Origin of the sequence: Labrenzia sp. OB1 (assembly GCF_001624695.1) — a bacterium.
GTDB lineage: Bacteria > Pseudomonadota > Alphaproteobacteria > Rhizobiales > Stappiaceae > Roseibium.
In genome coordinates, this window is record NZ_JSEP01000008.1 from 19,660 (window position 1) to 33,012 (window position 13,353).

The following is a 13,353-nucleotide window of genomic DNA, read 5'->3' on the forward strand; positions in this document are numbered from 1 at the left end:
CATGGCTGAGCGCTATTTCTGTTGACTGATCCAGGCCCCCAAAGTGGCCCGGTCTTCGGATGTCATTCCGGTTTCATTTCCAAGCGGCATGGCGTCGGACTGCACGGCCTGGGCCATGATGAGATCCGCGTAACGATGCAGGTTCGCGATCGTATCAAGTTCGATTTCCTTGGGAGCTTCGTCAAAGCCCTCATAGGTCGGATGGGCGGAATGACAGGTTGCGCAATGGGTCCGGGCTATTTGCAGCGCCGCCGTGTCGCTGACCGTTTGCGATCCGGAAAAGTCGCGCGGTGCTGTCATGACCATGGCGGCAATCGTCGCGACGGCGGCGATCGGAAGCGACCACCAGAATTTCCCCAGCTCGTCACCAGCGTCATGCCGGTTGAAGAAATGACGCACCATTCCGCCGATGACGAGAACCAGCGCCACGAGAAGCCACGCATGCGGATGTCCCGTCAGCATGGGATAGTGATTGGACACCATCATCAGAAGAACCGGCAGGGTCAGGTAGTTGTTGTGCACGGAACGCTGCTTGCCGATGGCACCAAGAGCAGGGTCCGGCGCTTCGCCCGCCATCAGACTCGCGGCGATCTTCTTCTGGTTGGGAATGATCACGCCGAAGACATTCACGGCCATGATGGTGCCGATGAAGGCCCCGATATGGATCAGTGCTCCACGTCCGGAAAAGACGTGGGTGAACATATAGGCGGCCCCGAGGATCAGGACGAAGACGCAAATCGACAACAGCGGCGTATTCTTGCCGATGGGAGACTTGCAAAGCTTGTCATAGATGAGCCAGCCGGCGCCCAGAGACGCGATGGAAATTAGGATGGCCTCACTTGGCATGAGCCTCAAGACGCTCGGGTCGATCAGATAGGCCGTGGCATTGAAGTAATACTGGACGACAAGAAGCGCGAAACCGGTCACCCAGGTCAGATAGGCTTCCCATTTGTACCAGATCAGGTCATCGGGCAGTTCCTTTGGCGCGGTCATGTATTTCTCGACGTGATAGAAACCGCCGCCGTGGACTTCCCAGGCCGTGCCCAGGACGCCTTCCTTCATTCCTTCCCTTTTGCGCAGGGAGAGATCGAGTGCGATGAAATAGAAGGACGTGCCTATCCAGCCGATGCCGACAATGAGATGAGCCCATCTGAAAAGCAGGTTCAGCCAGTCCATTGCAAAGGCAAGGGTCATGGGTCGCGCGTCCGTCTTTAATGAGGTTCGGAGGTGCCGGTCCGGAAAAAAAACCGGACCGGCGTGCTTGAGTTTACTGCGGCAGCTGGTCGTCTACACCCTGGACGTACCAGTTCATGCCCAGGATTGCTCCGTCATCGAGAGGGACGCCGGTTTCAGCCGCGACCGATCCGTCCTGTTTGGTGATCGGGCCGGTGAAAGGCTCCCAACCGCCCTTGATCTTGGCTTCGGTGGCTTCCGCCATCTCGGCTACGTCTTCCGGCAGATTGGTGTAGGGCGCCATCACGACGTGACCTTCCGCCAGGCCGTCCCAGGTGCTTTCCGATTTCCAGGTTCCGTCGAGAACCTCCTGAACGCGCTCAACGTAGTAGGGAGCCCAGTCATCGATGATCGCGGTGTATTGAGCGTCCTTGGCGAAATTGATCATGTCGGAAGCCTGACCGAAGCCATGAACACCCCGCTCCTGAGCAACCTGCAGCGGTGCCGTGGAATCGGTGTGCTGGGTGATGATGTCGGCACCCTGGTCAACGAGCGCTTTGGCGGCATCCGCTTCCTTGCCCGGATCGAACCAGGTGTTGACCCAGACGACTTTTAGCTTGAAGTCCGGATTGACGGACTGTGCGCCAAGCAGGAAGGCGTTGATCCCGGCGACAACTTCCGGAATCGGGAAGGAAGCGATGTAGCCGGCAACACCGGTCTTGGACTGTTTTGCCGCGATCTGGCCGATGATGTAGCGGCCCTGGTGGAACTTGGAATTGTAGGTCGCGACATTGTCGGCCGTCTTGTACCCGGTTGCGTGCTCGAATTTCACGTCCGGAAACTTCTTGGCGACCTTGATTGTCTGGTTCATGTAGCCGAAGGACGTCGTAAAGATGATGTTGCAGCCTTCGCGGGCGAAGCGTTCGATGGCGCGTTCGGCATCCGGACCTTCCGGAACGCTTTCCAGATAGGCGGTCTCGACCTTGTCGCCAAATTCCGCTTCAACGGCAAGACGGCCCTGATCATGCTGGTAGGACCAGCCGAAGTCGCCGACCGGTCCGACATAGATGAAGCAGGCCTTTACATCGGCAGCACTCGCCGCGGACCCTGCGGCCACCAGGGCGAAAGCGGCGACGGTTGCTTTCAAAAGAGATTTCATTTGGTTCATTCCCCTCTTGTTTGAACTTTCTGTTGCGATCAGGTGATGAGTCCGTTCCCGGATCGCAGCGGGATTTGGACGTGACCGGCTACCGGGAGGTTTACCGGTCTGGAACAAACGGCTTGCCAAGACAGGCCGGTGTGTTGACCAGCGTCAGCCTGCGGTTCGCCGAGATGAGCACAAGAACCAGGATCGTCGCAAGATACGGCAGACTGGAGAGCAATTGCGACGGGATATTCAACATCTCATGGGCCTGTGCATGAAGGTTGAGAACGCTGACAGCGCCGAACAGATAGGCACCGGCAACCACGCGCAACGGCAGCCACGATGAAAATACCACCAGCGCAAGCGCAATCCAGCCCCTGCCCGCGGTCATGTTTTCCACCCATTGCGGTGTATAGGCAAGCGACATGTAGGCTCCGGCAAGACCGGCGCATGCGCCCCCGAAAAGCACCGCCATGAAGCGCACCTTGATCACGGAATAACCGAGCGCGTGCGCCGAGGCGTGATTGTCGCCGACCGCGCGCAGGACCAGCCCGATACGGGTCCGGAACAACGTATAGGCAACACCGGCAACCAACGCGAAACCGAGATAGACGATTGCGTCCTGCTGAAAGAAGACCGGACCGATGAACGGTATGTCCGACAGGCCCGGAATGTAGAGGCTGGGAATTTTCAACCCGGGCACACCGATGAAAGCCTCTCCGATCAGGCCGGAAAATCCGACGCCGAGGATGGTCAGGGCCAGGCCGGTTGCCACCTGATTGGCCACCAGGGACAGGACAAGGAAACCAAACAGCACCGACATCGCCATTCCTGCAGCTATTGCCGCGACCACGCCGAGTGCGCCGGATCCCGTCTGGTTGGCAACCGCGAAACCGACAACGGCGCCCATGATCATCATGCCCTCAACGCCAAGGTTCAGTACGCCGGAGCGTTCAACGACCAGTTCACCGACGGCTGCGATCAGCAGAGGCGTTGCCGCCGTAATGACAGTGAGTAGAACAGCTTCAAACATGGGATGTCTCCCCTGCTGGCGCATGATGCGAGACCAACCGGATGCGGTAGAGGATGAGGGTGTCGCAGGCGAGAACGAAGAACAGCAGCAATCCCTGGATCACGCTTGCGATCTTGTTGGATACTCCCATGGCGGATTGCACGCCCTCGCCGCCGATATAGGAAAGGGCCAGCACAAAGCCCGCGATAATGATGCCGATCGGATTCAACCGCCCCAGAAAGGCGACAATAATTGCCGTGAAGCCGTAGCCCGGCGATATGGTCGGAAGGAGCTGGTTGAGACCGCCGGACACCTCCATGGTTCCGGCAAGGCCCGCAAGACCACCCGCAAGGGCAAAGGAAAACAACGTCAGGCGCTTTGCCGAGAAACCGGCGAAGCTGCCGGCGCGGGGGCTTTCACCCATGACCCTGATTTCGAAGCCCTTGAGGGTTTTCGCAAGCACGACCGCCAGAATAAGCGCAATGACGATGGTGATCGGCGTCGACAGGCTCATTGTGCCGCCGAAGACGTCCGGCATGGTCGCGGCGTCTGAAAACATCCGCGATTCCGGAAAATTGTAGCCATCGGGATCGCGCCAGGGCCCGCGCACGAGATAATCCAACATCAGGCTTGCCACATAGACCAGCATCAGGCTCGTCAGGATCTCGTTCGTGTTGAACCAGTTCTTGAGCACGGCCGGGATCAGAGCCCAGAGAGCGCCGCCCAAGGCACCGAACACCAGCATGAGCGGCAGCGTTGCACCGGATTCGAAATCGGGAAGCAGGATCGGTAGAGCGGACCCGAAAAGGGCTCCGACGATAAACTGCCCCTCCGCGCCGATGTTCCAGTTGTTTGAAAGATAACAAACGGCCAATCCGCAACCGATCAGCACCAGGGGCGTCGCCTTGGCAATTGTTGCCTGCAGGGACCATTGTTGCGTGAGGGGTTCGACAAAAAACTTGTAGAGTCCTTCAAGCGGATTGTGACCGGAAACGGCGAAGATAATCGCTGCTGCCAGGGCAGTCAGGCCGATGGCGATTATCGGCGAAAGCATCGCCATCTTGTGGCTGCGTTCTTTTCTCTTGACCAGTTCCAGGCGCATCAGGCCACCTCCCCCTGCGCTTCGGCGCCGCCGGCCATGAGAAGGCCGACACGCTCCCGATTCATATCCGCCGCAGGTTCGGCGGCAGACAGGTAACCTCTTGATATCACGGCGATCCGGTCGGCAATTTCGAAAATTTCATCGAGATCCTGACTGATCACCAGAACGGCGGAGCCTGATCTGGCAAGATCGATCAACGCCTGGCGGATCAGGGCGGCTGCACCCGCGTCGACCCCCCAGGTCGGCTGATTGACCACAAGCACTCCTGGCTGGCGGTCCAGTTCCCGGCCGACGACGAATTTTTGAAGGTTGCCACCCGACAGGGAGCGTGCCTCCGGATCGTCATGGGACATGCGCACATCGAATTCCTGTTTGATGTGTTTCTCCAGCGCATTGGCCCGGGCAGTAGACACGAAGCCGCTACCGGTGAGCTTGTCGCCGGTGGCGTGGCGGGTCAGTACGATATTCTGAGACAGTTTCAGGCCCGGCACGGCTCCATGGCCCAGACGTTCCTCTGGCACGAAAGCCGCCTTCTGTCTGCGCCGCCAGGTGATGCTTCTGGAGCCGCAGGACTTTCCGTCGATGCGCACCATCTCCTGCGATACAGGCATTTCGCCGGATATGGCGTCGAAGAGTTCTCCCTGTCCGTTTCCGGCAACGCCTGCGATCGCCACGACTTCGCCCGCATGGAGTCCAAGCGATATGCTGTTCAGCGCGGTTGCGAACGGGGTAGCCGCTTTTGCGGAGAGGTTGCTCAGTTCAAGCCGGATCTCGCCAACCTGCGGCTTCTGGGCACCGGCACTGACGCTCGCCACATCGGCTCCGACCATCATGCTTGCCAGGGTCGCCGGGGTCTCATTCGCCGGATTGCATTCGCTCACGACCTTGCCGTGCCGAAGTATGGTTGCGTGATGGCAGATCCGCTGGACCTCTTCCAGCCTGTGACTGATGTAAAGGACAGCACAGCCTTCGCTTGCCAGGCGCTGCAACGTCAAAAACAGGAGGTCCGCTTCCTGGGGTGTGAGAACGGAGGTCGGTTCGTCCATGATGATGAGCTGCGGTTCCTGGAGGAGACAGCGGACAATCTCGATGCGCTGACGGATACCCACCGGCAAATCCGCGACGATATCGGTTGGATTGAGCGGCAGGCCGTAGTCAACCGAAACGGATTCAATCCGCGTTGCAAGCTCCGTCATCTTGCCCGGGTTCGGCAGGGCAAGAGCGATGTTTTCGACAACGGTCAGTGCCTCGAACAGCGAGAAATGCTGAAAGACCATACCGATGCCGAGTTCGCGTGCCGCGGCGGGATTGCCGATGCTGACCTTTTGTCCCTGCCACAGGATTTCACCACCATCCGGTTCCAGGGAGCCGTAGAACATCTTGACCAGTGTGGATTTGCCCGCGCCGTTCTCGCCCAGGAGGGCGTGGATCTCACCCTTGTTTATGACAAGATCCACCTTGTCGTTGGCAAGAATGTCGCCGAAGCGCTTGGTCAGTCCTCTAGCGTCCAGCAGCACGTCCATACCGGATCTCGTTTGCTGAACCATGTGAGTGTCTGCCTCTGAAAGGATTGTTTCTGACACGCCGTCCCCCGAGCGTCTGCCGCTTTATTGACCATATGGTATATTTTGTGCAAGCCCCTTGCCTGCTGCGGCTTGTTGATGACCGGCCTCGTCCCGTTCAAGGAATTCGACGGCTATACCGGCGGCAATCGCAGCCGGATGTTTTGATTTTATTGCCGAAACTCCGACCGGACAGACCATTTTAGAGATAAGTGAGACGTCCATTCCTCTCGATTTCAAACGCCTCCGAAACCTTGCGCGCTTGGTTTTTGAGCCAATGACACCGCAATAGGCGAACCTTTGCTGAAGCAAGGCGCGTGCCATGATTTCCTCATCAAGCGCGTGGGAATGGGTCATTGCCAGCACAAAGGCCTCGTCGGGAGCCTGTTCCAGAAGGGATGCGGGTTCGGGAACGCAGATTTTTTTGACATTGGCCGGTACCGGGCCGGGAAACTGTTCCGCCCGGCTGTCGATCCAGGAAACGGAAAAAGGCAAGGGCGCGAGCGCCAGCACAAGTGCCTTGCCGACATGGCCGGCTCCAAAAAGAAAAATTGGGCGAAGGTTCGCTCCGAAGCGTTCTGTCAGCACACGCGTGCCGTTTTCCGGATCGGTATCAATGTTGAAGGCGTCACCCGGAACTGTCTCGACAATCCGCCGGTTCAGCGAGCCTGCGGGCTCGAGACCGGACACGGTCGCAAATGGTGTTTCTTCCGCTTCCCTGGCGGCCAGAAGCTCCACTGTTTCCAGAGCGTCCGGCGTGAACACTTCAACTGCGAGTTCCGCGCGTCCACCGCAGCATTGTCCAAGATCTGGTCCCAGGGAAACCGAGTGCAGATCAAAAGAGGCTTTTCCGGAGCCCGCTGCCCTGGCAGCGCGCCGGATAGCCTCGAATTCCAGGGTTCCACCGCCGATCGTCCCGTAAAAAGTGGATTGGGGGCCGACGACCATGCGTGCGCCCGCCTCCCGGGGAGTTGAGCCTTCGGCCCGGGCAACCGTGACGAGGGCACACGCCTTGCCGTGCCTCAGGTTATCCGCGATGTGCGCCCAGATCCTCACTGCGTCGCTTTCCTCCTGCGCATGTCCTGAACCGCTTTCATGATCGCTTCAGGCGTCGCGGGTGCATCCAGCGAAGGCACCTCACCGGGATTGAGACTGGCGACAGCGTCATTGATGGCGCAGAAGACGGAATTTGCAAGCATGACCGGCGGCTCGCCGACCGCCTTTGAGCGGTAGACGGTCGCTTGCGGATTTCCCTCGCCCTCATAGAGATCGACCCTGAAGTCTTCAGGCACATCGGACGCCGTCGGAATCTTGTAGGTTGACGGGGCATGGGTGCGCAGACGCCCCTTGTCGTCCCAGACCAGTTCCTCCGTCGTCAGCCAGCCCATCCCTTGAACGAAACCGCCTTCTATCTGTCCAAGATCGATGGCGGGATTGAGTGAGTGGCCGACATCGTGAAGGATATCAACCCGGTCCACGCTCATCTCGCCGGTCATCGTATCGATGGTGACTTCTGCGCAGGCGCCACCAAAGGCAAAATAAAAGAATGGCCTGCCGGTAACGCTTTCCCTGTCCCAGGTAATCCCCGGTGTGGCGTAGTATCCGGCATGCGACAACTGAATGCGCGCGACAAAGGCCTGTTTGGCGATTTCCGCGAGGGAGAATGCCTGTTCGCCGACGAGCACCTTGTTGTCGCCAAAATGGATCGCCTCGGGTCCGCACTGGTACTGTTCACCGATATAGGCAATCAGCCGGTCCTTGATCTCTCGCGCAGCCTTGCGGGCAGCCATGGCGTTGAGGTCGGTGCCCGAGGAGGCAGCCGTCGGCGCGGTATTGGGAACTTTAGACGTGTTGGTGGCCGTGATCCGCACCTTGTCGAGCGTTACGCCGAATTCCTCGGCGACGACCTGGGCGACCTTCTGGTTGAGCCCCTGCCCCATTTCCGTGCCGCCGTGGTTCAGATGAACCGAGCCATCCGTATAAAGATGCACAAGGGCGCCAGCCTGGTTGAGTTGTTTCAGGGTGAAGGAAATGCCAAATTTCACCGGCGTTAGGGCAAGGCCCTTCTTGAGGACAGCGTTTTCGGAGTTGAACCTTGCAACCTCTTCACGGCGGTTCCAATAGTCCGAGCTTTCCTCAATTTTTTCAACAAGATCGAGCATCACCTCATGCTCTTCCACCGGCATGCCGTATGGGGTGAGATTGTGCTCGGCGTCGTAAAAATTCAGTTTGCGGATTTCGAGCGGATCCCTGCCCGTCTTGATGGCGATGGCATCGATCATCCGTTCCGCCGCCAACATGCCCTGCGGTCCGCCGAAGCCCCTGAAGGCGGTGTTGGAACAGGTGTCGGTGCGCAATCGGCGCGACCGGATGAGGGCGTCCGGGTAAAAATAGCTCGAGTCGGCATGAAACATCGTGCGGTCGTTGACGCCGAGCGAAAGATCGGCGGAATATCCGCAGCGCGCCAGAAACTGGATGTCCACGGCCCGGATCTTGCCCGAACCGTCGTGTCCGACCTTCCATTCGACTTTGAAATCGTGCCGCTTGCCGGTCATGATCATGTCGTCGTCGCGATCAAGGCGCAACTTGCAGGCTCTGCCGGTCTTTTGTGCGGCCAGCGCCGCAAGAGCGGCCCATTGATTGGCCTGGGACTCCTTGCCGCCGAAGCCGCCGCCCATGCGGCGCACTTCCGCGGTGACGGCTGCATCCGGCACGCCGAGAACCTTGGCAACGGTGTGCTGGATTTCCGTCGGGTGCTGGGTGGAGGAATAGACAAGCATGCCGCCATCTTCCTGCGGCAGGGCCATGGCGACCTGGCCTTCGAGATAAAAATGCTCCTGCCCGCCGATATACATGGTTCCGGAGAGCACCGCCTCTGACGCGGGCATGCCGGTTTCCGGCGAGCCTCGGCGGAACTGATAGTCCGGCATGACCGTGGTGTCCGCATCCACCGCATCGTCCGGGGTCAGGATCGGCGTGCTCGGTGTTATCTCGATTTTCGCATTGAGCGCCGCCTTGCGTGCGGCTTCGCGAGTCTCAGCGACGACAGCGAACACCACCTGGCCATTGAACAGGATTTCCTTCTCGGCCAGGACCGGATCGTCACCGAATGCGGAAGAACAGTCGTTTATCCCACGTATGTCAGCGGCGGTCAGCACTTCAACGACCCCCGGAGCCGACCTGACATCCTCCAGATCGATGGCGTGAACACTGCCGCGCACGGCATCTTTCGCCCATCCCGGAACCACATGCAGGGTGCCAACCGGCTCAACCATGTCGTCGATATATTCGGCTGTGCCGCGGACATGTTTTTCCGCGCTGTCATGCGGCAAGGACTTGCGGACCTGCTTCAAGGGCCCTGTCAGATCGAGGTGTTCAAGCGGCGCGGTCATTGTCGGCCTCCCGCTGTGCCAGCACACGGATATCTTCCGGCGCCGTTCCGCTGATTTCCATCAAGGCCTTGGCCAAAAGAGCCCTTGCGGTTTCCATGCGGTATTCCGCGCTGGCCCGCATGTCGCTCAAGGGCGTGAAATCGGTCAGCAGCGCCTGCATGCCTTCGCCCCATGTCGATGGATCGTCCACAAGAGCGCCGGTCAATGCAGCTTCCGCACCTGCCGCCCGTTTGGGTATGCCCGCCATGCCTCCATAGGCGATACGCGCTTCGCGGATCACGCCGTTTTCCAGGGTGAAACGGAAAGCGCCCATGACCGAGGAGATATCCTGATCGAACCGCTTGGTGATCTTGTAGCAACGGAATGTCTGATTGCCGGACAGGCGCGGCACGAACAGGCCGGTGACGAATTCCCCCGGCTTGCGGTCCTGCTTGCCGTAGTCGATGAAGAACTCCTCCAGCGGCAGCGCGCGGGATCCATCGATTGTCTGCAGCTCCAGCGTGGTTCCAAGGGCAATCAGCGCCGGAGGCGTATCGCCGATCGGCGAGCCGTTGGCGATGTTTCCACCCACCGTTCCGGACGCGCGAACCTGCTTGGAGCCGATGCGTTTCCAGAGTTCGCCAAGATCGGCCGACAGGTCGGTCATGGCTTCCTCGCTTGCCTGGTAGGTTGCGGTCGCGCCGATCAGCACACCCGAAGGGCTGTTCTCTACCCGGTCGAGACCTTCGATGCGGCCAAGCCAGATCGTTCTCGACAGGTCGCGCAGTTGCTTGGTGATCCAGAGACCGACATCGGTCGCGCCGGCCACCAGCGTAGCGTCGGGATGCTGGGCGTATAGAGAGGCAAGGCCGTCCAGAGTCGATGGAGAGGCAAAAAAACGCTCGCTGTCGCCGATGAAGACGTCCCGGCTGTCCGCAAGCGCCTGAAGTCTTTCACGCGTTTCGTTGGCGCGCCACGAAAAAGCGTCGTCGGCCGCATCGAAACAGGCGTCCAGAGCCGCCTCCACGATGGGGCGATATCCGGTGCAGCGGCAAAGGTTGCCTGCCAGCCACTCGTTTACGGTCTTCCGGGACTTCTGCTGGCCTTCCGAATGATACAGCGTAAAGAGGGTCATGATGAACCCTGGTGTACAGAAACCGCATTGCGAGCCATGGCAGGCAACCATCGCGGCTTGAACCGGGTGCAGCTTGTCATCTGCGGTCAGGTCCTCGACGGTCACCAGCTCGGCACCGTCGATCATGCCCAGAAGCTGAATGCAGCTGTTCACGGGCTGGTAGACCGGTTTTCCATCCACAAGACGGCCCAGTGCCACTGTGCAGGCGCCGCAGTCACCTTCCCCGCATCCTTCCTTGGTTCCCGTCTCACGGCGGCGGAGCCTCAGGTAGTCGAGAACGGTATCGGTCGGGCCGACATCGTCCAGTTCGACGATCTCGCCACCTTTCAGGAAGCGTATGGTTTCGCGCATTTTTCAGCTCCCCCGGTAAGTTGAATAGCTGAAGGGAGACAGTAGCAACGGCACGTGATAATGGCCGTGAGCCTCCGCGACGCCAAACCGGATCGGAATAACGTCCAAAAACAACGGGTCGGGCAAATTCTGGCAGGTCTTGCGCAGATAGTCGCCGGCAAAAAAGCGCAATTCGTAAGTGCCGGTCGCGAATGCGCTGCCTTCAAGCATCGGGCCGTCGACTCTGCCGTCGTCGTTGGTTTCGTGAGTTGAAATCAGTTCAGGCGCGGCACCCTGGGCCCAGAGTTCTATTTTCAGACCTCTGGCCGGTTTGCCGAGTGCGGTGTCCAGAACGTGCGTCGTCAAACGCCCCATATGGTTTTCTCCCTCGCGCGGCCAGAGCATCCAGCATTCAATCGAACGCAGTGACGATGCTCTATTTCCCTAGAAACGATCAACTTCCGGATGCCCAACCGATATCGATTGGAGGTTGCTCGTTAGAGTGCCACGAAACTGTCGTAAAAAATGTGCCTTAAAAAGGCGCGGATCCAAAGCGCTCATTTGAGATCTTGTTGATGCCTATTTGGCAGCAAGTGATGGAAGATGGTCCTTCAAGGAGTACACAGCATGATCAAAGAACATGCCCGGAGCCAAAGCCAACGCGCGCAGCGACGAGGTAACCACACACAAACGGTCTTCCTGAAGCGGGGCATCCGACAAGGGTTTAAACACCAGTGTGCCGGCCTCCAGGTCATCCTCGCAGCCGATAAGCGTCTGAAAGCCGATCACATCCTCTTCCCTGGCCAGAGCTCGCATCAGGCGCAGGGAATTGGCTTCCACATAAGTTCGCGAGGCGCCCAGTATCCGGGCACGCACCACATCGATGCGGGTGCGCAGGGAGAGCCCCTCCGCCGGAAGGGCGACGGGATATTTCAGACAATCCTGGAGGCTGAGCAGCTTTTCTCCTGCCAGCGGGTGAGCGGGAGACATCAGCGCGCCGATGACGAGATCATGGTGAAAGGCGGTTGTCAGAGATGAGGTTTCGGGCGGATCAAATGTGAATCCGACATCCGCCTCGGCTGCCCCCACCATGCGGGCCGCTTCCCTGGAAGAGGACACTGCGACGTTGACGTGAATGCCCGGATAGCTTTTCCGGAAGCTGCTTATGATAGCCGGCAACAGCTTTTCCGCGACGCTTTCCACCGAGGCAATCGATACCGTGCCCCGGCGCAGGCCTTTCAGGGCATCGAGTTCGGCCACGGTTCCATCGAAGTCGGAATAGGTCCGCCTGATGTGGGCAAGCAGAAGTTCGCCGGCCTGAGACAGCCGCAGCCTGCGAGCCACCCGGTCGAAGAGTTGCAGGCCAAGAGCCTCCTCAAGCCAAAGGATCTGCCGGTTGACGGCTGAGGAAGCGACATTCAGTTCGCGCGAGGCAGCCCGGATCGAACCGGCCTCCGCCGCGGCCAAAAAGTACCGCATGGCGGGGGTGTAGAGATTTCGCGAGAGATCCTGGGACCGGCCGGAACGCATCTTGCCTCGTTCGCTTTAGGGGATCAGGACCGTGGTGCCGGTTGTCTTCCGGCTCTCCAGGTCCTGATGCGCCTGACCCGCGTCGGCGAGCCTGTATTCCTGATTGATCCCGATCCGGACAATGCCTTTTTCAACGACTTCGAACAGTTCTCCCGCCGTGCGCTCCAGATCTTCCCGACTGGCGATATAGTTGAAAAGGGTCGGCCGGGTTGCGTAGAGCGACCCTTTTTGCGCCAGCAGCGCCAGATTGAAATCGGTGATCGGACCGGAAGCCTGGCCAAAACTGACCCAGAGACCGCGTTGTTTCAAGCAATCGAGCGAGCCCGGATAGGTGTCTTTTCCAACGGAATCGTAAACGACGTCACACCCTTTGCCGCTGGTGATCTCCTTCACCCGTTCGGCGAAGTTTTCCGTCCGGTAATTGATCATATGCTGGTAGCCATGGGCCCTGGCGAGTTCAATCTTTTCGTCCGATCCCGCCGTCCCGATGACGGTCGCGCCCAGATGCGCCGCCCATTGACCGGCGATAAGACCGACGCCGCCGGCGGCGGCATGGAACAGAAGCGTCGTCTGCGGGCCAACCTTGAAGGTCTGTCTGAGAAGATACTGGGCGGTCATGCCCTTCAGCATCATGCCGGCCGCAGTCTTGTCGTCGATCGCATCGGGGACGATCACAAGCCGGTCGGCTGGAACGACGCGTTCCTGGGCGTATGCACCCAACGGACCGGCATAGGCCACCCTGTCACCTGGCTTCAGGTGTGTGACGCCTTCTCCGACAGTCCGCACGATCCCTGCCGCTTCATTGCCGGGGCTGAACGGCGTTCCATTCGGTGCGGGATAGAGGCCTGTGCGGAAATAGACGTCGATGAAGTTCAGACCGACGGCGGTCTGGCGGATGCGTGCTTCGCCGGGCCCGGGCTCTCCGACGTCGATCTGTTCCCAGCGCATCGCTTCCGGACCACCGGTTTCGTGTATTCGGATTGCGTGAACCATT

Annotated in this window: 11 protein-coding genes; all 11 read right to left on the reverse strand. The window is 59.4% G+C overall.

Annotation, left to right across the window (positions count from 1 at the left end; all coding sequences use genetic code 11):
- Positions 1-12: 12 nt before the first annotated feature.
- The 11 genes from OA90_RS12375 to OA90_RS12425 all read right to left on the reverse strand — a co-directional run bounded on the left by OA90_RS12375 (position 13) and on the right by OA90_RS12425 (position 13,352).
- The gene (locus OA90_RS12375; RefSeq protein WP_068411656.1) at positions 13-1,194 is read right to left on the reverse strand and encodes a urate hydroxylase PuuD; all 1,182 of its coding nucleotides are present in this window, start codon (positions 1,192-1,194) and stop codon (positions 13-15) included.
- A 73-nt stretch (positions 1,195-1,267) separates the two neighbouring features.
- Positions 1,268-2,332: a BMP family ABC transporter substrate-binding protein gene (locus tag OA90_RS12380; protein WP_068412285.1), complete on the reverse strand. Its 1,065-nt coding sequence runs from the start codon at positions 2,330-2,332 to the stop codon at positions 1,268-1,270.
- Positions 2,333-2,432: 100 nt separating this feature from the next.
- Positions 2,433-3,350: an ABC transporter permease gene (locus tag OA90_RS12385; protein ID WP_068411659.1), complete on the reverse strand. Its 918-nt coding sequence runs from the start codon at positions 3,348-3,350 to the stop codon at positions 2,433-2,435.
- Positions 3,343-4,431 carry an ABC transporter permease gene (locus tag OA90_RS12390; RefSeq protein ID WP_068411662.1) on the reverse strand — a complete coding sequence of 363 codons (1,089 nt, stop codon included), beginning with the start codon at positions 4,429-4,431 and terminating at the stop codon, positions 3,343-3,345. Before OA90_RS12390 ends, OA90_RS12385 begins: the two co-directional genes overlap by 8 nt.
- Positions 4,431-5,978 (reverse strand): ABC transporter ATP-binding protein, encoded by a 1,548-nt coding sequence (locus tag OA90_RS12395; RefSeq protein WP_068411665.1) that lies wholly within the window; start codon positions 5,976-5,978, stop codon positions 4,431-4,433. The genes OA90_RS12390 and OA90_RS12395 overlap by 1 nt, the downstream gene beginning before the upstream one ends.
- A gap of 60 nt (positions 5,979-6,038) precedes the next feature.
- The gene (xdhC, locus tag OA90_RS12400) at positions 6,039-7,049 is read right to left on the reverse strand and encodes a xanthine dehydrogenase accessory protein XdhC (protein WP_068411668.1); all 1,011 of its coding nucleotides are present in this window, start codon (positions 7,047-7,049) and stop codon (positions 6,039-6,041) included.
- Positions 7,046-9,385: a xanthine dehydrogenase molybdopterin binding subunit gene (gene xdhB, locus OA90_RS12405; protein WP_068411671.1), complete on the reverse strand. Its 2,340-nt coding sequence runs from the start codon at positions 9,383-9,385 to the stop codon at positions 7,046-7,048. The genes xdhC and xdhB overlap by 4 nt, the downstream gene beginning before the upstream one ends.
- On the reverse strand, positions 9,369-10,850 hold the full coding sequence (xdhA, locus tag OA90_RS12410; protein WP_068411674.1) for a xanthine dehydrogenase small subunit: 1,482 nt from the start codon (positions 10,848-10,850) through the stop codon (positions 9,369-9,371). Before xdhA ends, xdhB begins: the two co-directional genes overlap by 17 nt.
- A 3-nt stretch (positions 10,851-10,853) precedes the next feature.
- Positions 10,854-11,204 (reverse strand): hydroxyisourate hydrolase, encoded by a 351-nt coding sequence (gene uraH, locus OA90_RS12415; protein WP_068412288.1) that lies wholly within the window; start codon positions 11,202-11,204, stop codon positions 10,854-10,856.
- Between the two features lie 204 nt (positions 11,205-11,408).
- Positions 11,409-12,359 carry a LysR family transcriptional regulator gene (locus tag OA90_RS12420; RefSeq protein WP_068411677.1) on the reverse strand — a complete coding sequence of 317 codons (951 nt, stop codon included), beginning with the start codon at positions 12,357-12,359 and terminating at the stop codon, positions 11,409-11,411.
- Positions 12,360-12,374: 15 nt separating this feature from the next.
- Entirely contained in the window at positions 12,375-13,352 is a 978-nt protein-coding gene (locus OA90_RS12425) for a quinone oxidoreductase (RefSeq protein WP_068411681.1), read from the reverse strand.
- Position 13,353: the final 1 nt, after the last annotated feature.